Origin of the sequence: Clostridium magnum DSM 2767 (assembly GCF_001623875.1) — a bacterium.
GTDB classification, from domain to species: domain Bacteria; phylum Bacillota; class Clostridia; order Clostridiales; family Clostridiaceae; genus Clostridium_AM; species Clostridium_AM magnum.
On the sequence record NZ_LWAE01000002.1, the window covers coordinates 1,177,501 to 1,202,719 of the forward strand.

Sequence of the window (25,219 nt, forward strand, 5' to 3'; positions counted from 1 at the left end):
GTACCCGAGAACCTAATATGATAACGAAGGGGACGGGGAATAATAAACGTGAGGAACAAGATGGATGGGTTGGAAGTATTATTCCTAATGGTTTGATTGCACAAGAACTTTATCATGCAGAATTAGAAGCAATTGAAAATAAAAGAGATGCTATTCAAGAGATAGAGTCAGAATTAGATAATTTGATAGAAGCTGCAAAAGTTGAAGATAGTGAGGAAAATAATGCTTTATATGATGCTTTGAAAAAGAATGAGGACGATGAACCCGGGGATGCTTTCGACAATAAATTAGTGAAGGAAGAGTTAAAGAAAGCTGAAAAAGGTTCAGAAGAATATGAGTTGCTAAAAAAGGTTGAAACATTAATAAATAAAAAATCTTTGCTTGCTAAAGCTATCAAATCCGAAGAAAAAGAGCTAAAGGATGCTGTACAAGAACGTATTTTAGTATTAACAGATGAGGAAATAGATCATCTAATGTATAAAAAATGGTTTGGAAGTACTGTTGAAAAAATGGTCGGTTTAGTACAAATTCCATTGAAATCTGAATTAAACTCTTTACAAATGATACAGGAACGTTATGCAAATACACTGTCAGATATAGATATAGAAATAGAGAGCTTGATGAGTGAATTTGAAGCACTTAAGGACGAATTGGTGGTGAAATAATGAGCGAAAACAAGAAAAACGTACCTAAAAGACGATTTAAAGAGTTCGAAAATGCTGGTGATTGGGAACAGTGTAAGTTAAAAGATGTATCGACATACTCGAATGGTGGTAGTTTTGAAAATGATGTCCAAGAAAAAGGGCGATATGAACTTATTACACTTAAGTCAGTTGATATAGGTGGAAATCTAGTTCATTCTGGTCGATATGTTGATGTTGAAGTTCCAACATTAACTAAAGGAACACTTGTTATGATTCTTAGTGAGCAGTCACCCGGTTTACTTGGAATGACTACACAAATACCCATAGATAATACGTATATTCTTAATCAACGTGTTGCAGAAATACGACCATATCAAAGTGTTGATAGCTATTTTTTATCAAAGGCAATTAACAAAAATCAACAATACTTTAGTAGATGTGGGGCAGGTACAAAAGTACAAAATATTTCAAAGTCGAATGTTGAAAACTATGAATTTTTATTCCCACTACTCCAAGAACAACAAAAAATCGGGCAGTTTTTTACCAATATCGATAACCTTATTACCCTTCATCAGCGTAAGTTAGAAAAGATGAAAGCATTAAAAAAAGCATATTTTACAGATATGTTTCCTGCTGAAGGAGAATGCAAGCCAAAACTAAGATTTGCCGGTTTTACTGGTGATTGGGAACAGCGTAAGTTTTCAGAACTCTTTACTACACTCCAAAATAATGCATTATCTAGAGCTGAACTTAATTCTGAGAAGGGTGTAGCAATGAACGTTCATTATGGTGATGTGCTGATAAAATTCAGAGAGCGTTTGGACGTTAGTAAAGAGGAAGTTCCTTTTATTATAGATGATACTTGTGTAAGCAAGTATAAGTCCTCATTTTTGAATAATGGTGATGTGATTATTGCAGATGCTGCGGAGGATGAAACAGTTGGGAAGTGCAGTGAAATAGTAGGCTTGACTACTCAGACTGTAATTTCTGGATTGCATACAATTCCGTGTAGACCTATGCAAGTTTTTGCAAGTGGCTATCTTGGATATTATATGAATTCGAATGCTTATCATGACCAATTATTACCGTTAATTCAAGGGACAAAAGTATCCTCTATTTCGAAGTCGGCTTTAAATGATACGGTAATAATATACCCGAAATCTAAGGAGGAACAAACTTTAATTGCAAAGTATTTTATCAACCTCGACAAACTTATCACCCTTCATCATCGTAAGCTTGAAAAACTTCAAAATATAAAGAAAGCATACCTAAATGAAATGTTTATTTAGAGAGGAGTTTAAGTTATGAGTAATGCACCTAAAAATGCTTCTGAGAGAGCTTTTCAGGAGAATTTTGTGAAAGAACTAGAAAAATATAAATGGAAGGCTCCTGATTTCTTAAACGGAAATAAGAAAAAAGTAACGGTAGATGATTTGATTAATCATTGGAGAAGTGAGCTTAATCGTATAAATACGGATCAACTTGAAGGTGTTGAATTAACAGATAATGAATTTAAACAGGTAATGACTAAGGTAGGTCAAATCACCAATAGTTATGAAGCTGCTAAAATATTATCAATTGAAGAAGCAAAAGGGAAAATTGATGGGATTTACCGGGATGATAATCCTAATATAACTAGGAAACAGATTACTTTAACTATATTAAAAAAAGCTGAGGTAAGAGGCGGTGACTCAAGTTATCGTATTGCAAGGGAGGTAGTAACTGCTAATAATAATCGATTTGATATAGTTTTACTAATTAATGGATTACCATTAATAAATATAGAACAAAAACGTACTGATAAGTCATTAGATGAGGCGTATGGACAGTTTAAAAGGTATTATAATGATGGTGAATACTGTAATAACTTTATGGCATTTTCACAGATGATGGTAGTAACTACGGAGATAGAAACTCGTTATTTTGCAACACCAAAATCTATTAATGATTTCAATCCTGCATTTGTTTTTCATTGGGCGGATAAAGATAACAAAATGGTAAATAATTGGCAGAAAGTTATTGAACATTTTTTGATGATACCTATGGCGCATCAAATGGTTGGAGATTACTTAGTGATTGATGAGGCTGAAGAAGAAGAAAACAGGAAACATATGCTCATGCGTCCATATCAGGTTTATGCATTGCAAGCAGTGGAGGGTGCTGCTTTTGGATGGGATAATGATGGTATACCCCATGGAGGATTTGTTTGGCATACAACTGGTTCAGGAAAAACAATTACTAGTTTTAAGACAGCTTTATTTTTATCTACTCGTGTAGGATTTGATAAGGTAGTATTTTTAGTTGATAGACGAGAACTGGATAAGAATACCAGGGAGAAATTTAAGGCATATGCAACTTATGAGCCAGTAACGGTAGATGATACAAAATACACCTATCAATTAAAAAATAAACTTAAATCGCAGAACCAAGGTATTGTAGTTACAACCACATTTAAGCTTAATGAAGTCGTTAAGGAATTAGAAGAAGCTAAGGATACTACTTTATCACATAAAAAAATTGTATTTATTATAGATGAAGCCCATAGAACAACAATGGGACAGATGATGGGAACAATTACAAATTATTTTAGAAAAAATGGTCTTTTCTATGGATTTACTGGAACACCTTTATTTGATGAAAATAATATTAAAGGGAAAATAAATGAGAAAAGTGAAGTGATTAACACTACTAAAAAGCTATTTGGACCACCGCTTCATCAATATACCATTGACGAGGCAATATCAGATGGAAATGTTTTAGGGTTTCATGTGGATTATATAAATACTGGTGAATTTAAAAGTTATGATGATTTAAGAGAACAGTTAGTAGAAAAAATTAAAGAAGAAAACCCTGAGCTTTCTGATAGGGATATTGAACGTAAGGTACAAGAATGGTCTGAAGCAGAAGTGGAAATGGAGGCTAAAAAAAGAAATATTTTAATATATCAAGATGAAACACATATTCCAAGGGTGGTAGAGGAAATATTAAACAACTGGGAGACTCAATCTCAAGGGAGAGAATTTAATGCTATTTTAACAGTTGCATATAAAAATCGTGTGATTGCTTATTACGAAGAATTCAAAAAGCAAATGAAAGAACGTGAAGAAAAATTAAATATCGCTATGACATTTAGTTTTGGTAACGAAAATGATCCTGAAAACATTGCTCCAGCAATTATTGAAGGAATGTTTAAGGATTACTCTGAGTTTACAGGTATTGAATTTATTCCAGGTGATAAAAAACATGGAGAGGATGCATATTTTGAAGATGTAGTGGATCGTGCAACTCGTGGTGGAAGCGGACGTAATAAAAAAAGTATAGATCTTGTGATTGTGGCAAATCAATTGCTAACAGGATATGACTCTAAAAGGTTGAATACACTGTATGTTGATAGATCACTAGAACTACAGAGTTTAATTCAAGCATATTCTAGAACAAACCGTATATTTGGTAAGAATAAAGAGTTTGGAACAATTGTTAATTTTCAGTATCCAAGGCTGACAAAACAAACAGTAGAAATTGCATTAAAATTATACGGTAGTGGTGGAAGTAGTAGTAAAGCAATCGTCGATACATACATTGTAGCAGTTGAAAAATTCAGGATAAATGCATTGGAAATGGTTGAGTCACTACCAGATCCTTCCCAATGGCAAGAAATAAAAGATCACAAGGAAGAGAAAGACAAGTTTATTCTTACTTTTAAAGATGCAGCCGAACAGTTGAATTTAGTGGAGCAATATTATGAATATAAATGGGATGATAGTGCATTTGGTATTGAAGAGCATACTTGGTTAAAATATAGAGGAGCATATAAAAATTTAACAAGAAATGGTGGAACTGGTGATCCTATTCCAAGTATTGTTAAACCACTTGTTGGAAAAACAAAGTTAGCAGGAACTCAAGTAATTGATGCTGCTCATATACTTGAATTGATTGGCTCGAAGGTGAGCAATGTAGGTGGTATGCAAACAGTAGATGGGGAAACCCTCCGTATAATCTATGAGCAAATTCAAGAACTGAGTGATATGGGTGAAGATAATAAAGCACATCTGCTGAAGGAGTTTGTAGAAATTGAATTAGTACCTGGAAACTTGTCTTATAACTTAAATTTTGATGAAGCTTTTGATATTTGGAAACAGAAGAAGTTAAAATCTAACGTTAATGATTTAGCAGATGAATGGGGAATTGATAGAGAGTGGCTCTACAAATGTGTGAATGCATTTTCAGTAGGACAAGCTAAAGTGATACCTTATAGCGATGAATTAGCCCAAAATGTGGATTATGATAAGGCAACAAATAAATTAGCAGGTGGCAAGTTAAAACATATGATGAATTTAATGAAGAAATTGCCACAATTTATGACTGAAATGAAACAAAAATATGATACTATCATAATCTAAGGCTACCAGAATGCGTTAGAAGTTGCTGAAACACAATCTAAATATGGGGAGGACTAGATCAAAATGGTGGATATAAAATTTGAAATAAAAGAAACTATAGGCATTCTTTCAGAATCAGCAAAAGGGTAAGTGAGTAACTTTACCTGTAGTAGAATTAAAGAACCTAAGAGATATTCTTAACGGTATGGAATTATAAAGACAAGGGGAAATTAAGATGTTTGATAAGTATAGGCATGTATATTTAATTAATAAAGTAACAGATAGCAGTTTTTCACTCTGCAAGGTATTAAATAAATATGAATCAGATGAGGCTGCAATGGATGATTTAAAAAAACTATTAGCAAAGAAAATCACTGAAACTGATCTGTTGAAAAAATTTGATGATAAAGAAATTTAATTTTATAATGCACTGGATATTCAAGTATCTGGTGTTTTCTTTTGTCTAAAAATCGTTAAATTGATAGCTTTCAGTAGTATAATTTACTCGGTGTGTTAGCAAAAATACTGAAATATAAAAATACCTAATTAATTAAAATCTTTATTTCTAATATAATTGAATAGAAACAAGCTATAGGGCAATAATCCAGATAAAGAAATTATAATGTGGAGGAGTTACCTGTGGAATTGCAGATGGCTAAGTTATTGTTCTATGGTTTTGTTATAATTGCAGCTGCTCTATTTATATATGTAACAGCAGTAGCTATAATAATTTGCTTGAAGTGTAGAGTTTTAAGCGAAATGATAGAAGAAAAGATTAATGCGGGAGTACTGGACAATAAAAATCAATTAGAAGAGAGGTTTGGAGAGTAATTTTCTTTCCGACCTTTTTTTTATTTACCATAATATCTGATTTTGAATTCTTGTTGCAATTGTATAAAACAAATTTATTTGATATAATATATATATATAATTAGTATTAATATCATATAAATATAAATAGACACAGAATAAAGCGCAAGAAAGGCTTAGCTATGCGAAAGATTATTCAGCTTGATGAATACAGAAAAAAGAGAGAAAAGGATACTAGTAAATTTAATTTTGAAGATGCAGTAGATAATTTTGTAGGATTTGAAATTGATGATGAAGAGCTAGAAAGAATACTAAAAGAAAGTAATGATGATACACCGCTCTCATTTTAGTATTAAATCGGGAGGATGGATGATGAAAAATAGTAATGGGATTTATGTAATATTCAAATTAATGTCAGATGTTATTATTGCATGGCAGGCATATGACTTTTATAAGGCAGATAAGAGAAATCTAGCAATCCTACTTATTGCAGCATATCTAGTAATTAGAATTTGGTGGTTTCTAAGAGGTATTCGCAGAAAAAGACTTAAGAATGAATTTAATGAAATATTTCCAGAATAATTCTCTGATCTAACTTTCCATACTTCATAGTTTACATCAGGTATCACAAAACTTTGTCATAGCTGAAACCCACGTATACCAACGTTTATGAGTTTTTATTATACCACTGAGAAAACTTTATTATAGGTATGAGAAAACTTTGTTATAGTGATATTATATAAATTGCAACAAGTAAGGTATTAGATTTCTAATAGGATTATAGAGATTATTAAGAGATGTTGATTTTAAGTGAGAGGGGATTCGTATAAATGAGTAGTAGTATTAAGGAGATAGGTTTCAAATTTTTTATTCTTGTAATCTTATCTTTTATAGCAGGATATTTTCAGCTAATTACTATAAGACAGGGTGTAGGAATTGCTGCTGGAATGTCATTATTAGATATAATTTATTACTTCTATAAAAACCGCGAACAAAGGTAAATAGCCCTACCCTCTCACTTAATATACTTACAAAAGAAAATGAAAAAAATTTTATACAAAATAAAGCCTTTAAAGGTTTATTAGTTAAGTATAAAACTTAAAGAAGTATTAATTTTATATATAAGTAATGCTTCAGTATTTGGACCTATTATTTTAAATAGCAAAGTTACAACAAATAATAGTCTAAAAAAGACTTAATCAGCCATCTATCAGCTTTTATTGACCCAAAAATGAATATAAGTATGAATACCAATGTTATCTGAGATTGGCAAAAAACACTTAAATAATAGGCTATTTCCTCCAATCCACGAACAAACCACAGATGTTTTCTCACATTATAAGCTAGATCAGTTGAATAATTATTGATGCTTTGTATTATTCGATCTAATTCATTCATAGTGTTAATTCTAACCCCTTTTCTAACTATTATACAGATATTATAACATAAATTAATTTATTTAGTAAAACAGATATATACGATTAATATATAAATTGAAAAGAGGTAAAAATATTATACAATAATTAAATCGTAAAATAATAAAGATACGACTTAACTGACACTAAAGTTATGACACTTTAACTCTACAAATTGGAATTTGTACATTTCGACTTATCTTAATCTGAATGAGATAAGAATCATAACTACTCAAAAAACTTTCCCTTATAAAAATTCTCATTCCCAAGTTTTTTTGCCGTCAGCCTAAATATAACACAACCATCTGGGCATACAATATCTTTGCTATATTTACTAGTTCCACCGATGTTCTCTAAATCACCGCCACTCCTGACAGCCTCCATTATTGGAAACATAATCATCATGGCTTTGGAACAAATACCTTGTCCATCAGCATTTACAGGACAGCCATAGGTGCAGGTATACTTATCTCCAACTTCCTCTCCATTTCGGCAATATCTCTCAGTGTGGTCTCCACGAAGAAAGCCTATAACCTCGATTTCCCATTCATACTCCTCATCATACCATTTTTTCATGATAAACCTCCATATTCTAAATTTTCTGCTCTTTCTAATATCCAGACAAATTACTATTTGTCAGCCGATTATACAAATAACCTTTACTTCTCAATTTCTTTATAATTGTCACTCTATATTCTGTAATTTAAATTACAAAATGGTATGTGTAAACATGAGTTTAATTAGATTTAAAATGTCATATAACGTTTTATTATTCCCGACGTCCCTTCACTGTAACATCAGAGCCCTTCTTCACAGGCGGTGCTTGCACCCAGTGAAGGAATGTGCAATGCATACGGGAATAATTTTGTTAGGCGATGTAATTAACGGCAGCGCTCTACACACCAGGGTATTCGTCAATACCTCTTATACTAACAATTTCACTGCAAACATCTCGAGATAGCGTATGTGCAAATTTAAACATTCCATACTCACCTTCATCTAAATTCAAACTATTCTTGGCAACATCATTTATACGTTCCATACTTGAATCAGAATAATAAGAAAATGTCCATTTGGCATTCGGCCATCTATGTCTTATTTGAACCAGATATGGGATATCAACCTCACCTAATGATAGACCATAGAGATTGATATTCTCGACCTCTCCTTCAATCACATCGTAGAAATAGCTACACCCCATTTTACATCCTTCCACATCTTTTCTGAGCTTATGTATGTAGCTTAGCAGACATCTATATTCATTGATTCTATTATAACTACTCTGTGTAAAATCATATTTCTCATCCAATTTCTCAATTACTGCTTTGATTTCTTGAATTCTACTGTCATTGCCATGTCCAACTATAAGTTCACCTCCATCATCTCCAAGGCACTCGCCATGTACATAGTAAATCTTATCGTCCTCAATGCCATATAGTTTTTGCAATGAATGAGTATAATTGAATTGTAGAAAGTAATCTTCATTGCTTAAATCAAGGTCACTACTATTCAATAAACGCTCCTTAATTAAGGAGTAGTTCGACTCGAAATCAAGAGTGTCTCTTACCCACTTGGCAAACTTCTTCTTTAGTTGGTCTGCATTCTTGTCGTGCTCTAGTTCAATCTCTACTGGGTCAGGGTATTCTAAATCTAAATCATCTACTGACGTATCAACCACAAAGTACTCGTCCACCTTAGACAAATGCCTTTCAAAATCACTCCAAAAAATATTCTCAACCACGTAATCATAGTGGTGAGCTATAGATGGCCCCACCATCTTTAAATGATTAAGCTCATACATTCTTCCAATCTTTTCATAGAATTCAGGATCATTCTTAATCAAATAACAACCAAAATAGTAATAACTACTAGGCAAACCATGATACAAGTCGAATCCATTACCAATTACGTTCAAATTCATGTTCCCACCCACTCTATATAATTTTAATCATAGTCTAGTTAACTATATCGCTTAACTATCACATCACCGTAATTAATGTCATTATATTTCCCAATAGTAGAGTATTCCCAACGTTGGTGTCGGCTAATACACCTCTAACTGCAAATTACTATTTTTCTTTAGTAAATTATACCATGTTTGCATTACGTAACAACAATTCTAATATCCTCCCAGCAGCATTAACCTTTTCTCCATACTGGCAATATCTAATTCACTCTCCCCTAGCTCCTCCATAAAGTAAGTTGTAGCACTAATTATTCCTTTTAACTTAATGGGGTCCGCTTTTAAAGAAAAATATTCATTACAATTTGCAGTTACCCTTGTAGTATCTGATATGCAAGCAATGATATTTGTGTCTTGATTTTTATAGGGAGCTAAGTAGTAGAAAATGTGGGGATTATCATCTATTACCCTATTCAGAAATTCTCTAATTCCTTCAATTTCATAGGGGGGCGAGGATCTTCGGAGTATTCTGTGATATTAAGCAAAATTGCTTCCTTAAAGTTTCTAGCATTTATAAACTCCATAGCTGAAATAGCCTTATTTATCATGCGAAAATTTAAGTTTATCACATCATCCTTCGCAATAGTTAATGTTGCAATCGTTTTAGACTCCATCCACTACCCCTCCCCTCTCAACTTTTTAAGGATTGTACTACTCTAATTTAACTTATATCATTATAAATAGTTACTTGGTTCCGGCCATGCTCTTTACTATAATATAATGCTTGGTCGGCAAATTCCTTCAATATTGTAGTATCTTTAGCTTTATTCTTAGGATATTCAGCTATCCCAAAGCTTGCGGTAACGTGGCTTGATACATTATTTTCATTAGTAATGGTAAGAGCTTCTATGCCCTTTCTGATATTATCTAACTTCTCAAAGGCTTGTTCACTATTCAAGTTATTAAAGCATATCAGGAACTCTTCGCCACCATATCTAAAGACCTCCCCATAGCCTGTAACCTGTTTTTTCATAAACTTAGAAACTTCGATTAGTACGAGATCGCCAAAGGCATGACCGTAAGTATCATTGAATTTTTTAAAATGGTCTATATCCATCATAGCAACTGAAAATACCTTTTCCTCTGCCATGTATTCGGTAAGTACCTTCTCCATTTGCCTCCTATTATACATTTTAGTTAATGCATCTCTAGTAGCCATATGTACAATCTTATCATAGTAGATCAAATTTTGGAGCGTAATTGATATAGTATCAATCACTACCTTAAAAAATTCAACGCCCATATCATTGTTTCTATCATCATAATTCACATTTTCAATCAAAAGAGCACCAATCATATTGCCATTTACTTTAAGAGGAATGAAGAAAGAGAAGTTTATATCTCTATCTGCTGCAGTATTGTAAGAAAGAGTTCCACATTCCGTATAAAGTTTCTTTCCTCCTACTCCCATAACCGTTTCTGATAAGTTATTTACATAGTCTCCCAGTTCTTTCATAATATCTTTACTTCCAGCATTGGAAGCACAGGCAGTTAGTTTATTGCCAGTGTTTAGAAATACTGTACAGAAATTTATATCAAAATTATTTAGCAGTATATAAATAATTTTCTTAGAAGCTTTTCCTATGGATTCTTTCTCATAACTAATCTCTAGCAGCTCCCTTAATATGTTTGTAGATTTAACATCAGCTAACTTTGATTCTAGCCTCAGGAGTTTCAAATTGTAATCTTTTTTAAGTTTATAAATAAATAGTTGATATATTGCTACAATTATAATCACTATAAGTAATATGAACAGCATTGCATATTTCATCTAATGCAACTCCTCTTAAGTTTATAGTATTACGTACTACTAATTCCTTCTGTTTTGAAAAATTCCTCTCCTATTTTCATATGCTTCATCTCTTAACTTATATAAATCATTTAGCTTCCGCATTATCAGGAATTGGATTGATTTCAACTTCTTTTTTATCAAAATAATGTAGAACTTCATCAAAGGTCATGTTTTTATCATTGACTTTGAACTTAGCAATAGATTTAGCACTCTTATACATAAGCTCTATAAACTGATTTCTGCTTAGACTACTACCTAATATTTCATTTAAATTTTTAATTACTTTATCCATATCTTTAATTTCAGCAATTCCAAATCGAACAGTAATTCCTTTAGTGTTTTGATTTGGAATTTCAATAATATTTTCTTCAACCATAATGCTACCTCCACATTAAACAATTTTATTTAATAATTATGACAATATAATTATATCACAAATTTATAAAAAAATCATAGATAAGTCATATCAAAACTATAAAAAGATTTATATAAAAATAATGGATAAATATATTTATAAGTTACTTAAAGATTATAAAAAATTTATTAGAGAGTTATTTTACAAATTATTTTATAGCTAAATATAAATTATGAGAAGATTGTAGAAAACTTAAATAAAGGTTATTAAAAAATATTATTAAGATTAAAATTAATTTGCTAAAAAGTATAATTAAAGTTATTCAAGAATTACTAAAGAATCAAAATAAGTTCATAAAAAACTCAGGCAATATAATTTATAATATATTGCCTGACTTTTTTATGTCTTCTTTACTTATCTTTAAATAGTAAACAATATTCAATAAGAGATTATTTATATTAACATTAGATAAAAGTAGGTAAAATTACAAATCAATTCTGTTATATTTTTAGAAAAAAGTTTTCGTTAAATCATATAAATTGCAGGTTAAGCTAAGTTTTAAAATTTATTTTTTAAAATAAATTCATTTTCGCTTTTTAAGAGGTTTTTAAAGTTATTTCTTACTAAAACTCAATACATAAGGTAAATTATGTATCGAGTTTTTTTATGCTATATGATATAATAAAATCAACGCTTTCAACTACATTTATAATACATAATACTTTTCAACATTTTTAATGAAGGAGGAATGACATGAATATTTTAGATGAATTTGCAGATTATTTATTAGAAAATGAAAAGAGTAAAAATACAATAAGTAGTTATAAAAAAGATATAGATCAGTTTTTGAAATGGTACGGTGGTGATTTGAACTCTTTTAGTGAAGTAAATAAAAATGCTTTGAAAGATTTCACAATGTATCTTCAAAATGAAAATTTATCTATTAAAACCATAAATAGAAGAATTGTATCATTAAATCAATTTATAAAATTTCTTAATGATATATTTGATAAAGGTATTGCAGTAAGGGGAAAACCGCTAAAAATAGAGAATCAAAATTTTATTGATGATATGTTAGAAAATAGTGATGTTATAAGAATTGTAAATGCTGCGGAAAGAGAGAGGGATATAAGAGCTGTTACTATATTCTATACATTATACTATACCGGTGCAAGGGTAAGTGAAATGCTTCAGATAAAGGTAAAGGATATTAGCAAAGATTCTATAAATATCAAAGGGAAGGGTAGTAAGTATAGAGAGATTCTGATACCTAAAAAACTAAAGGATCAGTTTAAGAGATACTTAGAAGTAAGATATGATACATCCGAGTATCTTTTTAGTGGGCAAAGAGGTCCTATTAATAGACAAACAGTTCATAATGAAATAAAATACTATACTGGCAAAGCTAGAGGTATAGATAAAGAAATAGCCCATGCCCATGCTTTTAGGCATCTTTATGCACAAAACCTAGCGGGACTTGGGGTAAATCCCGTTGTTATAAGTCAGCTACTAGGTCATAGTTTAAATGTTACTGGACTATATATTCAGAGTAGTAAAAGGGAATTGCTTAAAATAATAAATAATTTAGAGTTGAGAAAAACAAATAGTTAGCAATGAGAGAGACTGTAAAACTATCTAATCACTTCATTTGAGTACATATTTTTATTATGCTTCAGGAAGTGATTAGAAAAATTTTTAGGTATTTATATGTAGTTATCCATTAGAAGTCACGTTCTCACCTTGATCTACTTAAATATTTCTACAGGTAATCCATCTTTTTTGCCTACTCTATACCACTTACAAGTATCATCATTGACTAATGAAATACCCTGTCCTACATGGATATGAAGCATTTCACTTTTCTCAATGTTTCCGCTTGAATCTAGCAGGAACAAATATGTAGTATTATTATCAGATAGTCCATATAAATAGAATTTTACTATAGGATCTTTATCCGTTTGAATTACTGATTTAACGACATCACCTATGTAGATTTCTTTTCCATTACAATCCAATATAGAATTAATAGTACTCATAAGCCCCCCCTTAAAATTAATACTAGGTTTATAAGAATGTTATAAATTCTGTTTTTTTAAAGGTTTATCATAAGACGATTTTTACAGACTAATCACCCTTAGTAGCTCCTAATCAAATGTTTTTTGTAGCAATATATCTATATCCAAGAACTATGATGATAGTAATAATATTATATCATACAACAAGCGATTTATTATGCTTGTATTAAATACTCAAAATTTTATCTTTTGTAGCGAAATACCCCATCTTCTTTAAGGTGGGGATGTAAGCTACTCTTTTACTAAAATTATGTCGAATATAGTAAAAATATGATATAATTATATTTAGAAAGGCGGTGAAACTATGGGAAAAGGCAAAACTAAAGATAAGATATACTTGTGTCAATCGCAACAATTAAAGCACTTATCTAAAAATGAATATATTGCTTTAAGAGAGCTTTGTCATCTTGCTAAAAACTTATATAATGTTGGTCTTTACAATGTAAGACAATATTACTTTCAAGAAGAACAGTATCTTAAATATGAAGGTAACTATCACCTTTGTAAAGATAATGAAAACTATTCAATGTTAAATAGCAATATGGCTCAACAAATACTTAAAGAGGTTGATGGAGCTTTCAAATCATTCTTTGGGCTTATTAATCTTGCTAAAAAAGGTAAGTATGATTTTAGGTCAATTTCTTTACCTAAATATCTTAAAAAAGATGGCTTTTTCTCATTAGTTATAGGACAAATTAGAATTAAGGATAATGGAATACTTGATATTCCTATGTCACCTGCTTTCAAAAGATTATATGGTAAAGTCACTGTTAAAGTACCTTCTAATCTTAAAGATAAGAAGATTAAAGAAATTAGAATACTACCTAAACACTCTGGAAGGTTTTTTGAGATTCAATACACTTATGAATGTGTAGAAGCTCAAAGGAATTTAGATAAAACTCATGTACTTTCAATTGATTTAGGTGTTAATAATCTAGCTTCTTGTGTTACCAATAAGGGTAAGTCTTTCATCATTGATGGTAAAAGACTTAAATCAATCAACCAGTGGTACAATAAAGAAAATTCCAGACTTCAAGCTATAAAAGATAAGCAAAAGATTAAAGGAACTACTAATAAGCAAGCTAAACTTGCTGCTAAAAGAAATAGACAAGTTAAAGATTATCTCAATAAAACAGCAAGGTATATTATTAACTACTGCCTAAATAATAATATTGGAACTCTAATAGTTGGCTATAATCCAACTTTACAAAAGGATAGTAATTTAGGTAAAACAAATAATCAAAACTTTGTTAGTATACCAGTAGGGCAATTACGTTCAAAACTAGAATACTTATGTAAAATATATGGTATTACACTCAAATTGCAAGAGGAGAGCTACACTTCAAAAGCTGATTTTTTTGCTAATGATGTACTGCCTAATTATAACGCGGATAATCCACAAACCTATAAATTTAGTGGCAAAAGAATAACTAGAGGACAGTTCCAATCAGCTAATGGTAAAACCTATAATGCTGACTTAATTGGTGCTTTAAACATAATGAGAAAAAGTAACTTGGTGGATGTAACAATCCTACAAGCTAGTGGCGTTTTGGACATGCCTTTAAGAATAAGGGTTGCCTAATTAATCAGGTGCTAAACTTAAATACCAAACTTCTTATAAAAAAAGAATCCCCCACCTCTATTTAAGGTAGAGGGAGAGTTCAATATAAGCTATCATATATTTAAACTATTGGATAATTTCTGAAACTATCATATAAATATGTTTTTTATAATTAATATATATTAATGGATGATGTCATTTCTTATAAAATATACTGCTTCCCAAAAGGTGATATGTCTTACGCTAGCACATATCACCTTTCTCACTTTTATAATTATTTTTAAGTTCAATTAAACTGTCTTAATATCTACTACTTCATAACCAGCATCTTCAATAGCAGCTTTTATATCAGCATCATCAACTTCATTACTAGCTTCAACTACTGCAGTTTTTGAAGCTAAATCAACACTCACACTATTTACTCCATTAAGCTCTTCTAAAGCAGTCTTTACATGGTTAACACAATGTCCACAACTCATACCTTCAACTATTAACTTCTTTTTCATTTTTATTTCCCCTTTCGTTTGTAAAACTTATATAGATAAACAAGGTTCTAAAATTTACTTTTGAGCCTGCTACCTTACACTGTTGGCCTAAAACCCTTTAATCTTAATGCATTTGTAAGCACTGATACTGAACTTAAACTCATAGCAAGAGCTGCTATCATTGGATTTAACAATGGTCCCCCAAAGATATACAAAGCGCCCATAGCTACAGGTATACCCAAGGTATTATACCCAAATGCCCAGAATAAATTTTGTTTAATATTTGTTATAGTTTTCTTACTTAAATCTATTGCTGTTACAACATCCTTTAAATCACTTCTCATAAGAACTATATCAGCAGATTCCATTGCAACATCTGTACCTGAACCTATTGCTATACCAACATCTGCCTGTGCTAGAGCTGGTGCATCATTTATGCCATCTCCAACCATAGCCACTTTCTTATTTTCAGCTTGAAGCTTTTTAACTTCATTAGCTTTATCCTGTGGTAAAACTTCTGCAAGTATTCTATCTATGCCTACTTGTTTTGCTATAGCCTCGGCAGTTTTCTTATTGTCTCCTGTTATCATAGCTACTTCTATTCCCATAGAATGAAGTTTTTCTATAGCTTTCTTACTGTTTTCTTTTACAGTATCAGCTACTGCAACTATACCAATTAGTTTATTTTCAATAGCTACATACATTGGTGTCTTACCTTCAGCTGCGAGTCTATTTGATGTCTCTTCCAAGTTTTCTAGGGAAATATTATTTTCTATTATAAGTTTTCTATTTCCTAAAAGCACTTTTTTGTTGTCTATAGTAACTTCTATTCCATGACCTGGAATTGCTTTAAATAAATCTAATTTTTTAAACTCTAAGCCTTTTTCTTCTGCACCCTTAACTATAGCTTCCCCAAGTGGATGTTCCGATCCTTTTTCTGCAGAAGCTGCTAATTGAAGTAAGTAATCTTCAGTTACATCTCCTGAGGTTACAATATCTGTAACCTTTGGTTTACCTTCAGTTATTGTTCCCGTCTTATCAAATACTATAGTTTGTATTCTATGAGCTGTTTCTAATGCTGTACCACTTTTTATAAGAACACCATATTCAGCACCTTTTCCTGTACCAACCATTATAGCTGTTGGTGTAGCAAGTCCCAAAGAACACGGACAAGCTATAACAAGTACTGATATAAATATAGTAAGAGCAAATACTGCTGACTCACCATAGAGCAACCACCCTATAGATCCAATTAACGCTAATACAATTACTACTGGAACAAAATAACCGGATATTACATCTGCAAGTTTTGCTATTGGCGCTTTAGAGCCTTGAGCTTCTTCAACTAATTTAACAATCTGTGCTAGTGCTGTATCTTTACCAACTCTAGTAGCCTTATACTTTATGGAACCATTTTTATTTATACTAGCTCCTATAACCTTATCTCCAATAGTCTTCTCTACAGGTATACTTTCACCAGTTAGCATAGATTCATCTATAGAAGTAACCCCTTCTACAACTTCTCCATCTACAGGAACTTTTTCACCTGGTTTTACTAAGACTATGTCGCCAACCTCTACTTCATCAATAGGAATCTCTTCTTCTTTACCATCTCTAATTATAGTAGCTGTTTTTGGAGCTAGTCCCATAAGTTTCTTTATGGCCTCAGAGGTTTTTCCTTTTGCTACTGACTCTAAATATTTACCTAAAGTTATTAATGTAAGTATTACTCCTGCAGATTCAAAGTATAAGTGGTACTCATAGTTACCTAAAAGTATCTGTACTACTGAAAAAATACTATATAAAACTGCTGCAGAGGAACCTATGGCTATAAGTGAATCCATGTTAGGACTTCCTTTAAACAAGGTCTTAAAGCCCACAGTAAAATATTTTTTTCCGGCAACTACAATAGGTATTGATAACATAAGCTGTATAATTGCATATACTTCTCTGTGCATCATTGGATCAATAGCTGCTGGAAGCATATAATTAAACTGCTCTAAAATCATTGGCACCATAGCAATTATGAGAAGTGGAAGTCCAAATACCAGTGATACTATAAACCTATTCCATAAACTTTTGATTTCTTTTTCTTTTTTATTCTTGCCCTCATCTACATTAGTTTCTTCTTCTAGGGCTTTATACCCTGCTTTTTCTATTGCTTTTTTAATATCTGCTATTTTAACTTTTGAAGCTTCAAAGCTCACAGTTAATTTCTCAGTTGCAAAGTTTACATTAGCTTCATTAACTCCATCTATTTTCTTAGATGCTCTTTCTACTGCTTTGGCACAGGATGCACAGGTCATTCCTTCTATCTTTAAGGTTCTAGTTGCAGCTTCTGAAGCAGCTTTATACCCTGCCTTTTCTACTGCTTTTTTAATATCCTGAATTCCAATCTTTGAAGAATCAAAGCTTACGGTTAACTTTTCTGTAGCGAAATTTACATTTGCCTCATATACCCCGTCTAACTTCTTAGATGCTCTTTCCACAGCTTTAGCACAAGCTGCGCAAGTCATCCCTTCTATTTTTAAGGTTTTAGTCGTAGCTTCAATTAAAGCTTTGTATCCAGCCTTTTCTACTGCTGCTTGTATATCTGTAAGTGCTAACTTTGAATCATCAAAGTTTACAGTTAGCTTTTCTGTAGCAAAATTTACATTGGCTTCGTTCACACCATCCAGCTTTTTTGAAGCTCTTTCTACTGCCTTCGCACAGGCTGCACAGGTCATTCCTTCTATTTTTAGAGTTCTGCTTGACATTTTCCTTTCCTCCATTCCTAATATCTACTTAGTTTATATTAAACTTTTTATAACTAAGACTTCCCTTAGGCTTTTATGTTAAAATATTATTTTCTTGTATAATCCCTTATCAATCCTTCATAAGCTTAGAAAGTAAATCGATTATTTCATCAACCTTTTCCTCACCAGTATTATTGATAAAAGCATCCTTTACGCAGTGATTAAGATGCTGTTTTAAAATTAGTATATTTGCCTTTTTTAAGAGAGATTGAGCAGCAATTATTTGGTTGGATATATCCATGCAATATCGCCCATCTTCTATCATCTTTATAATTCCTTCAATTTGACCTTTTGATGTTTTTAGTGATTGAAGCGCTTTTTTTCTTTCATCATTCATATTATACCTCCTCCCCCCTGGGGGGTGATTTATTTTTATATTACTACTCTTTATAAAATAATGCAAGTATATTTTAAATTTTATTTTTTCATAAGTTTCTACTTATTATACAACTTTGTTATTATAATACCTAATACTTGTGAAGAAATTATAAAGAAAACATTATAATTTTTAATTTCAAATAAAATGTTGAACTATTGATGAAACAATCTTGGAAATTATGGGTTGGTGATAGTTGCATAAAATTCGGTATTGCAGATGTATGACATCAAGTAATAAATATAGAAAAATCTAATATATAAAATCAATAAATAGATAATCTTCATATTTTCTACATAAGAGTATTGTAAGATAAAAATACAGATGTAGTTATAAAATATCAGAGGAGGAAATAAAATGAATAAAAAAGTATTAGGAATTGTAGCCGGTGTAGCTATACTGGCAATAGCTGCATATGCCTGTTATATGTACGTACTAATGCCAGCATCAATGATGAAATAAAAGTAGAAAAATGAATAACTAACGGGTTTAATAAAATTCATAAAAACTCTAAAGCTGTCTTACATGCTTTTACATAAGTATTTTAATTTAAAGGAGGAAACTTTATATGCAGGGAATTAATAGAATTTCAGGAATGGGTAGTATGCCAGTAAACTGTGGCATGAAGGGCATGCACGAAAATCAAATAAAAACTCAACAGGACAATAACATATCAAAATCAATTCAGGTATCAAGTGTACCGAATACGGTAGGTAGTAAAATTGACGTAAGTGCATAACAATAAAATTATGATATTGTAATATTTGACCTCTAAATAAAAAAAACAATAGTGTTTATTCTGTTGTTTTTTTTATTTAGGGGTCAGATATAATAATCGAGAACAAAAGTAAAGTTTTCTAATTCACTTCTTTCTCTAATGTTCCCGATTTAATCAATTATTTATTTCAATACATTATTTTCTTTTTGGGGAACACTTTCCACAACCGCAACCACCTGATGATTTTTGTTTTATGTTTTTATAAATTATAAAAACTGCAGCAAATAGAATAATTAATGTAATAGCTATCTCCATAAAATTCACCTTCCTCCATTCCAATAAACTTGAATTATCTTTTCTACTACATTATACAAAATTAATATGAAGATATTATGTGCATTGAAATTTTTATAATATCCGCTTACCTTACATTTTCTAGAATAAGTATTTTTAATTTGTGTATTTATTCTTCATAATATCTTCATACCAACTCAATATAATATATATATTATCCTAAATTCTTATAAAAGAAGATATTAACTAACTAAATTAAAACTGGAGGCGAAAGATATAAATTGAATAACGTTTCATTAATATTAGCCTTTTCCGCAGGCTTGTTGTCATTTTTATCCCCCTGTGTTTTACCCCTAGTTCCAGCATACATAAGTTATTTGACAGAGAATACAATAACAAGCCTTGATAGCAAACAATCAAAAATTAATACTCTATATAAATCCGTAGGTTTTGTTATTGGTTTCTCTATTATTTTTGTTGCTATGGGTGCATCAGTAACTTCTTTAGGAAAATTATTAATAAAACATCAAGACATTTTTAGAAAAGTTGGTGGAGCTTTAATTGCTATTTTTGGAATACACACAACGGGTATATTTAAAATAAAAATACTATTTTACGAGAAAAGATTTTTATCCTTTAATAAAGCTAAAGGCAATTTTGCTTCAATATTGATGGGAATGGCTTTTGCCTCTGGTTGGACTCCATGTGTAGGTCCTATATTATCAACAATACTTATTTATGCAGCAAATATGAATACCATTGGTAAAGGCATTCTATTACTCATATTTTATTCTTTAGGTCTTGCTGTTCCATTTATTTTAACTGCTTTAACTATAGGTAGTTTTTCAAAGCATATGCGTAAAATATCAAAATATTTACCTCTTATTTCAATTATAAGTGGTATTGTTATGATAATAATGGGTATTATGATTTTCACAAATAAATTAAATATTTTAAGTGGATATGTAAACTTTACAAACTTTTAGAAATGGAGATGTCCGTTATGAAAAAAGTTATTTTAGCTTTAGTACTGATAGTTGTATTAGCTGGAGCTTTTTATGAAGTAAAACATTTTAATACTTCTACTTCAAATAACCAAAATGTTTCCCAGCAGAGAACTTCAACATCAAACTCCAGTATTTCTTCTACTAATTCTAATACTTCTTCACCACAAATTAATTCCAATGCTTTTAACTCAAAAGCAATTGACTTTAAATTAAAGGACTTAAATGGTAAAGATGTATCTTTAAGCGACTTAAAAGGTAAAAGAGTATTTTTAAATTTCTGGGCTAGCTGGTGTCCTCCATGTAAGGCTGAAATGCCTGATATTGAGAGGTTATATGAAGAAACGAAGGACAGTGATTTAGTTATACTTGCCGTGAACCTTGGTGAGGATAAAGATACTGTTAAATCCTTTATAGATAAAAACAATTATAAATTCAGAATTTTATTAGATTCAGATCAAACTGTAGCAGAGCAGTATAGTATAACTTCAATACCTACTTCTTTCTTTATAGATAAAAACGGTACAATTGTTGCAAAGAAAATTGGAGCTATGACATATGAAGAAATGAAGAACTATGTTAACACGATAAATAAATAATTCAATATTGTAGTTTCACTTCACCTAATAAAAACAAGGTATTCGTTAAGTTTAGAAATAACAAGTGCCTTGTTTTCTTTATGAAAACTTAATTTGAATATTATATAATTGCGTCATTGACATTCCACCACCGCCAGACATACTTCCGCCACTGCTGTTCATTATTTGTTGTCTTAATTGATTAACTTGCATTTCTAACATAATTAATCTTTGCATTACTGACATTGGTATGCTAATATTTGCTGCAGGCATATTACTACAGTTTATATATTGTATTTAACTTCTTGCATTAACCACTAAATTTATTTAATATATACTGATTCCTTATCAGCACATATTATTTTTGGTAATTTGTGTAATACAGCCATTTCTTCATAATATCTTCACATTAATTTATTATATTATTACTCAGTTGTTTTATATAAATTTCATAATTAAAACAAAGTGAAAAATTTATAAAGGAGATATTATATGATTGAATTTAAAAATGTCAGCAAAGCTTACGGAAATAGCATCACTGCACTTTCAAATATTAATTTAACCGTAAACCAAGGGGATTTTGTATTTTTAGTTGGTTCAAGTGGATCAGGAAAGTCTACTTTTATTAAAACTTTATTAAAAGAAGTTGACCCAACAACGGGTAGCATAATAGTTAACAGTACTGATATAACAAAATTGAAAAGAAAAGATATTCCTCTCTATAGAAGAAAACTTGGAGTAGTTTTTCAAGATTTTAGACTTATTCCAACTTTAAATGTTTATGAAAATGTTGCTTTTGCTATGAGAGTTATAGAAGCACCCTTTAGACAAATATCCAAGAAAGTTCCAACTGTACTTTCTCTAGTAGGCTTAGTCAATAAGCTTAAGGCATTTCCTCATCAGTTATCTGGAGGAGAGCAACAGAGAGTATCCCTAGCTAGAGCTATTGTTAACAACCCTTCGATCTTAATAGCAGATGAACCTACTGGGAACTTAGATCCAGAAACAGCGATCGATATCATGAACATATTAAATGATATTAATCATGCAGGAACCACTGTACTTATGGCTACTCATGCAAAAGATATAGTTGATAATATGAAAAAAAGAGTTATAGCTATTGAAAAAGGTATTATAATAAGAGATGAGCTAAAGCAATTTGGTAATATGTCAAGAACAAAATGAAAAGAAAATCAAATGATTTCTTTAAAAATGGGTAACCTTAATAAACATACAGTCCAATGAGAAAGTATGTTCGTATAATTTATATAGATTAATCTACTCTATTTGAAGAGTAGAGCTGATTTTTAGCCAGCAATCCAAAAATCATACGAATAAGTTTACGAGATGTTAGCGCGAGTGCTCGTTTGTGCTGATGTGTAGTTACTTCAGCAAATTTCTTCTGATAGAACTCTTGATATTCAGGAATATGGCAAACAACACTTCCTGCAGCTTCTATGAGATAATAGCGTAAATAACGGTTACCAGCTTTGTTCATAGGTGTATTTTCAGCTTTAAAACCTCCAGATTGATTTTCTTTCCACACGATGCCAGCGTATTTAGCAATAGCATCATTACTAGGAAATGCATGCACACTTCCTAATTCAGCAAGAATGCCACTGGAGTAAACAGGGCCAAAACCAGGAATAGACATTAATATTTTGTATTCCACAGGATTCATTCCCATAACAGCTTTTTCAATGGCTTTGTTAATACCTTTAAGTTCTTTATCAAAAGCCTGAATACAGTTGAAAGAACAAGCAATAGAGGTTGTTAATGGCTCATACAAACATTTATCAAGACGGTATGAATTACGTGCAGCTTGCTGCAAAATTTCAGCAGTCATCTGAGGATTAGAAATCCTTTTCCGACTTTTTCTATTGACGAAGTCAACAAGTTCTTCAATTGATGTATTTGCAATATCTTCGGAAGATAGAAATTCAGTAAGTATTGAAGATGCGGTAGCACCGTATTTATTAGAAAAAGGATGATCTTCTCCCTGTAATAATGCAAATTCGCTGAACTTAAGAAATACATTGGATAACATGTAAGTTTTTTCTCTAGTTAAGCATTCAACAATATGAAGTCTGTGCCTTGTAAGTCTTTGCAGAGCAAGATATTGAGAACCACGCCAAGGTTCAATATGAATTCTGCCAACTCTTGCAAAGTCAGCAATAACAAAAGAGTCAATGCCATCATTTTTATCAAGAGAATTAAAGGATTCTTTGTAGTTAGCAACTTCCTTAGGATTCAAGCAGTAAACATAAGGTTTGTAAGTCATAAGTTTTTCACTAGCAGATAAAAAATTGGCTATATGTACTCCATAAAAGGAAGTAGATTCTAAGCCGATTATAACAGCTTTAAAAGTATTGTTTTCTAAAACCTTAACAAGCATGGATTCAAGTTGCTCTGCACCAAATTGCGTATTAGGAACAGGTTTCATCTTAATCAAGAATTCCTGTTCAAAATTAATAGCAGAGACAACATTTTGTCTCGCACCAATATCGATACCAACAAATAGAGTTGATAAGTAATCTAATTTCTTCATGAAATCACCACCTTTCAAAAATAATGAGGAAATTAGAAAGGATTATCCTAATCCAAAGTACTAACTGCAACCTCGCGTAATTAGCATTCATCCAGACGCAAAACCTTGCTGGTGGCTGCGAAAGGAGATGCAACATTTGTGTAAGCAGAATATGATACTTTGGTCAGGCTGCAAGCTTTACAGGCAATAACACAATGTGTTTTGCAGGAGGAATACAGCAGTAACCTTCGCTAAAGTTCCGTTATGACTATTTTAGCATTAGAAAATCCTTTAATAAATAGTAGGTTAAAACAGTATAGATCGGAAAGTATAAGAATCAGCAATACTGAATTGGGAGAATCCCCACTAGAAAAATTGAGATGCTTTCTTAATCTATACAAAATATAAAAAATAAATAAGTTTATAGGCAGTAAATAACTGCTATAAACTTATTATACGAGGGAGGATATGGATATGAGGATTAGTGCCATTAAATATTCTATTATTGATTCTCTTAAAAGTTTAAAAAGAAATTCAGGGATAAGTACAGCCTCCGCGGCTACAGTGGCAGCTACTCTCTTCATATTAGGAATATTCTTCCTGACAATATTGAATGTGAATCGAGGAATTTTATCTGTTGAATCAAAAGTAGAAGTAAAAATATTCCTAAAAAACAATATTACATCTGAACAACAGAAAAATTTAGAAAATAAAATTAAAAGTATAAATGGTGTACTTGATGTATCCTATGAAACTAAAACTGAGGCTATTAACAAATTTAAGGAACAACTTGGATCGGAAAATAAATCTCTAACTGATGGACTTGAAAAAGATAACCCTATGCCTAACTCATACGTTATAAAGGTAGAAAAGCCAGAAGTAATTTCTGATGTTGTTAATAATATTAAAGGTTTCGAGGGTATTGAAAGTATTAAGGATGCAAGAGAGGTTATAGAAAAACTTATGTCTATAACAAGAACTCTAAAATGGATAGGAAGTGTCATGTTTGTTATATTAATAGGAATTTCATTGTTTTTGATAGGAAATACTATTAAAATTACTGTTTATTCAAGAAGAAGAGAAATAGGAATAATGAAATATATAGGTGCTACAGATTGGTTTATAAGATGGCCTTTTATAATTGAGGGTATAATTATAGGAATTATAGGGGCTATTGTTTCTGATTTAGTTCTATATTATGCATATAAACTTGCATATATAAAAGTATCTTCTAGTTTGATGATAATGCAGCCTATCGATCCTCAATATGTTGTAACCAATATTTTAGGACTGTTCTTAATAAGTGGAATAGCTATAGGTTCACTTGGAAGTATAATATCCATAAGAAAGTTCCTGCACGTATAATAATATTATATTAAAATAAAAAAGTAATGGTGAAGATTAACTATATTTTAGTCTTCACCATTTTTACTATAAAACGAAAGATA

General features: G+C 31.0%; 28 protein-coding genes (1 of these 28 cut by a window edge). 15 read left to right on the plus strand and 13 right to left on the minus strand.

From position 1 onward, the window contains the following. The 8 genes from CLMAG_RS12905 to CLMAG_RS32435 all read left to right on the plus strand — a co-directional run. On the plus strand, positions 1–665 hold the 3' end of the coding sequence (locus CLMAG_RS12905; protein WP_066622670.1) for a type I restriction-modification system subunit M. Its footprint begins 1,912 nt before the window's first position; the window shows 665 of its 2,577 coding nt (coding positions 1,913–2,577); its start codon lies off the left edge, out of view; the stop codon is at positions 663–665. Then, positions 665–1,933 (plus strand): restriction endonuclease subunit S, encoded by a 1,269-nt coding sequence (locus tag CLMAG_RS12910; protein ID WP_073393294.1) that lies wholly within the window; start codon positions 665–667, stop codon positions 1,931–1,933. The genes CLMAG_RS12905 and CLMAG_RS12910 overlap by 1 nt, the downstream gene beginning before the upstream one ends. Before the next feature lie 15 nt (positions 1,934–1,948). Continuing rightward, positions 1,949–5,044 carry a type I restriction endonuclease subunit R gene (locus tag CLMAG_RS12915; protein ID WP_066622672.1) on the plus strand — a complete coding sequence of 1,032 codons (3,096 nt, stop codon included), beginning with the start codon at positions 1,949–1,951 and terminating at the stop codon, positions 5,042–5,044. A gap of 214 nt (positions 5,045–5,258) precedes the next feature. Next, positions 5,259–5,441 carry a hypothetical protein gene (locus tag CLMAG_RS12920; RefSeq protein WP_066622674.1) on the plus strand — a complete coding sequence of 61 codons (183 nt, stop codon included), beginning with the start codon at positions 5,259–5,261 and terminating at the stop codon, positions 5,439–5,441. A 221-nt stretch (positions 5,442–5,662) separates the two neighbouring features. Beyond that, positions 5,663–5,854, plus strand: coding sequence for a hypothetical protein (locus CLMAG_RS12925; RefSeq protein ID WP_066622675.1), 192 nt, complete (start codon positions 5,663–5,665; stop codon positions 5,852–5,854). 161 nt (positions 5,855–6,015) lie between these two features. Continuing rightward, positions 6,016–6,183, plus strand: a complete 168-nt coding sequence (locus CLMAG_RS32430; protein ID WP_161486964.1) for a hypothetical protein — start codon at positions 6,016–6,018, stop codon at positions 6,181–6,183. Between the two features lie 22 nt (positions 6,184–6,205). Then, entirely contained in the window at positions 6,206–6,415 is a 210-nt protein-coding gene (locus CLMAG_RS12930; protein ID WP_066622677.1) for a hypothetical protein, read from the plus strand. Positions 6,416–6,663: 248 nt separating this feature from the next. Further along, complete coding sequence (locus CLMAG_RS32435; protein WP_161486965.1) at positions 6,664–6,834, plus strand: hypothetical protein; 171 nt, start codon at positions 6,664–6,666, stop codon at positions 6,832–6,834. Between the two features lie 166 nt (positions 6,835–7,000). On the opposite strand, the gene CLMAG_RS31730 is transcribed toward CLMAG_RS32435, so the two are convergent. The 6 genes from CLMAG_RS31730 to CLMAG_RS12955 form a co-directional block, all read right to left on the minus strand. Further along, positions 7,001–7,231: a hypothetical protein gene (locus CLMAG_RS31730; RefSeq protein ID WP_139264246.1), complete on the minus strand. Its 231-nt coding sequence runs from the start codon at positions 7,229–7,231 to the stop codon at positions 7,001–7,003. A gap of 245 nt (positions 7,232–7,476) precedes the next feature. Next, positions 7,477–7,824 (minus strand): TIGR04076 family protein, encoded by a 348-nt coding sequence (locus CLMAG_RS12935; RefSeq protein ID WP_066622679.1) that lies wholly within the window; start codon positions 7,822–7,824, stop codon positions 7,477–7,479. A gap of 319 nt (positions 7,825–8,143) precedes the next feature. Further along, positions 8,144–9,169, minus strand: coding sequence for an AbiH family protein (locus tag CLMAG_RS12940; RefSeq protein WP_066622680.1), 1,026 nt, complete (start codon positions 9,167–9,169; stop codon positions 8,144–8,146). Between the two features lie 455 nt (positions 9,170–9,624). Next, complete coding sequence (locus CLMAG_RS12945; protein WP_066622682.1) at positions 9,625–9,825, minus strand: hypothetical protein; 201 nt, start codon at positions 9,823–9,825, stop codon at positions 9,625–9,627. A 47-nt stretch (positions 9,826–9,872) separates the two neighbouring features. Continuing rightward, positions 9,873–10,982 carry a GGDEF domain-containing protein gene (locus tag CLMAG_RS12950; protein WP_066622684.1) on the minus strand — a complete coding sequence of 370 codons (1,110 nt, stop codon included), beginning with the start codon at positions 10,980–10,982 and terminating at the stop codon, positions 9,873–9,875. Between the two features lie 106 nt (positions 10,983–11,088). Then, on the minus strand, positions 11,089–11,379 hold the full coding sequence (locus CLMAG_RS12955; RefSeq protein ID WP_066622685.1) for a hypothetical protein: 291 nt from the start codon (positions 11,377–11,379) through the stop codon (positions 11,089–11,091). Positions 11,380–12,111: 732 nt separating this feature from the next. Here CLMAG_RS12955 and CLMAG_RS12960 point away from each other — a divergent pair. Next, positions 12,112–12,969: a tyrosine-type recombinase/integrase gene (locus CLMAG_RS12960; RefSeq protein ID WP_066622687.1), complete on the plus strand. Its 858-nt coding sequence runs from the start codon at positions 12,112–12,114 to the stop codon at positions 12,967–12,969. A 134-nt stretch (positions 12,970–13,103) separates the two neighbouring features. On the opposite strand, the gene CLMAG_RS12965 is transcribed toward CLMAG_RS12960, so the two are convergent. Then, complete coding sequence (locus tag CLMAG_RS12965) at positions 13,104–13,394, minus strand: hypothetical protein (protein WP_066622689.1); 291 nt, start codon at positions 13,392–13,394, stop codon at positions 13,104–13,106. Between the two features lie 343 nt (positions 13,395–13,737). On the opposite strand from CLMAG_RS12965, the gene CLMAG_RS12970 reads away from it, so the two are divergent. Continuing rightward, on the plus strand, positions 13,738–15,015 hold the full coding sequence (locus CLMAG_RS12970; RefSeq protein ID WP_341420322.1) for an RNA-guided endonuclease InsQ/TnpB family protein: 1,278 nt from the start codon (positions 13,738–13,740) through the stop codon (positions 15,013–15,015). Positions 15,016–15,284: 269 nt separating this feature from the next. Here CLMAG_RS12970 and CLMAG_RS12975 read toward each other — a convergent pair whose 3' ends face one another. The 3 genes from CLMAG_RS12975 to CLMAG_RS12985 all read right to left on the minus strand — a co-directional run bounded on the left by CLMAG_RS12975 (position 15,285) and on the right by CLMAG_RS12985 (position 18,611). Beyond that, positions 15,285–15,500 (minus strand): heavy-metal-associated domain-containing protein, encoded by a 216-nt coding sequence (locus CLMAG_RS12975; RefSeq protein ID WP_066622691.1) that lies wholly within the window; start codon positions 15,498–15,500, stop codon positions 15,285–15,287. A gap of 74 nt (positions 15,501–15,574) precedes the next feature. Continuing rightward, positions 15,575–18,235, minus strand: coding sequence for a heavy metal translocating P-type ATPase (locus CLMAG_RS12980; RefSeq protein WP_066622693.1), 2,661 nt, complete (start codon positions 18,233–18,235; stop codon positions 15,575–15,577). Between the two features lie 109 nt (positions 18,236–18,344). After that, positions 18,345–18,611 (minus strand): metal-sensing transcriptional repressor, encoded by a 267-nt coding sequence (locus CLMAG_RS12985; RefSeq protein ID WP_066622695.1) that lies wholly within the window; start codon positions 18,609–18,611, stop codon positions 18,345–18,347. Between the two features lie 607 nt (positions 18,612–19,218). Between CLMAG_RS12985 and CLMAG_RS32440 the strand changes: the two genes are divergently transcribed. Continuing rightward, a complete protein-coding gene (locus CLMAG_RS32440; protein ID WP_161486967.1) occupies positions 19,219–19,389 on the plus strand; it encodes a hypothetical protein in 171 nt (56 codons plus the stop codon). A gap of 174 nt (positions 19,390–19,563) precedes the next feature. Here the strand turns inward: CLMAG_RS32440 and CLMAG_RS30770 are convergent, their stop codons facing one another. Then, entirely contained in the window at positions 19,564–19,683 is a 120-nt protein-coding gene (locus tag CLMAG_RS30770; RefSeq protein ID WP_073393291.1) for a FeoB-associated Cys-rich membrane protein, read from the minus strand. Positions 19,684–19,943: 260 nt separating this feature from the next. Between CLMAG_RS30770 and CLMAG_RS12990 the strand changes: the two genes are divergently transcribed. Together CLMAG_RS12990 and CLMAG_RS12995 are read left to right on the plus strand one after the other, a co-directional pair. Then, the gene (locus CLMAG_RS12990) at positions 19,944–20,648 is read left to right on the plus strand and encodes a cytochrome c biogenesis CcdA family protein (protein WP_066622696.1); all 705 of its coding nucleotides are present in this window, start codon (positions 19,944–19,946) and stop codon (positions 20,646–20,648) included. Between the two features lie 17 nt (positions 20,649–20,665). Beyond that, complete coding sequence (locus tag CLMAG_RS12995) at positions 20,666–21,265, plus strand: TlpA family protein disulfide reductase (protein WP_066622698.1); 600 nt, start codon at positions 20,666–20,668, stop codon at positions 21,263–21,265. Between the two features lie 78 nt (positions 21,266–21,343). On the opposite strand, the gene CLMAG_RS32445 is transcribed toward CLMAG_RS12995, so the two are convergent. Then, positions 21,344–21,517: a hypothetical protein gene (locus CLMAG_RS32445; RefSeq protein WP_161486968.1), complete on the minus strand. Its 174-nt coding sequence runs from the start codon at positions 21,515–21,517 to the stop codon at positions 21,344–21,346. A 219-nt stretch (positions 21,518–21,736) separates the two neighbouring features. Between CLMAG_RS32445 and ftsE the strand changes: the two genes are divergently transcribed. Next, complete coding sequence (gene ftsE, locus CLMAG_RS13000) at positions 21,737–22,429, plus strand: cell division ATP-binding protein FtsE (RefSeq protein ID WP_066622700.1); 693 nt, start codon at positions 21,737–21,739, stop codon at positions 22,427–22,429. An 88-nt stretch (positions 22,430–22,517) separates the two neighbouring features. Here ftsE and CLMAG_RS13005 read toward each other — a convergent pair whose 3' ends face one another. Then, on the minus strand, positions 22,518–23,792 hold the full coding sequence (locus CLMAG_RS13005; protein ID WP_066616512.1) for an IS110 family RNA-guided transposase: 1,275 nt from the start codon (positions 23,790–23,792) through the stop codon (positions 22,518–22,520). Positions 23,793–24,245: 453 nt separating this feature from the next. On the opposite strand from CLMAG_RS13005, the gene ftsX reads away from it, so the two are divergent. Next, the gene (gene ftsX / locus CLMAG_RS13010) at positions 24,246–25,136 is read left to right on the plus strand and encodes a permease-like cell division protein FtsX (protein WP_066622703.1); all 891 of its coding nucleotides are present in this window, start codon (positions 24,246–24,248) and stop codon (positions 25,134–25,136) included. The last annotated feature ends 83 nt before the right edge of the window (positions 25,137–25,219 follow it).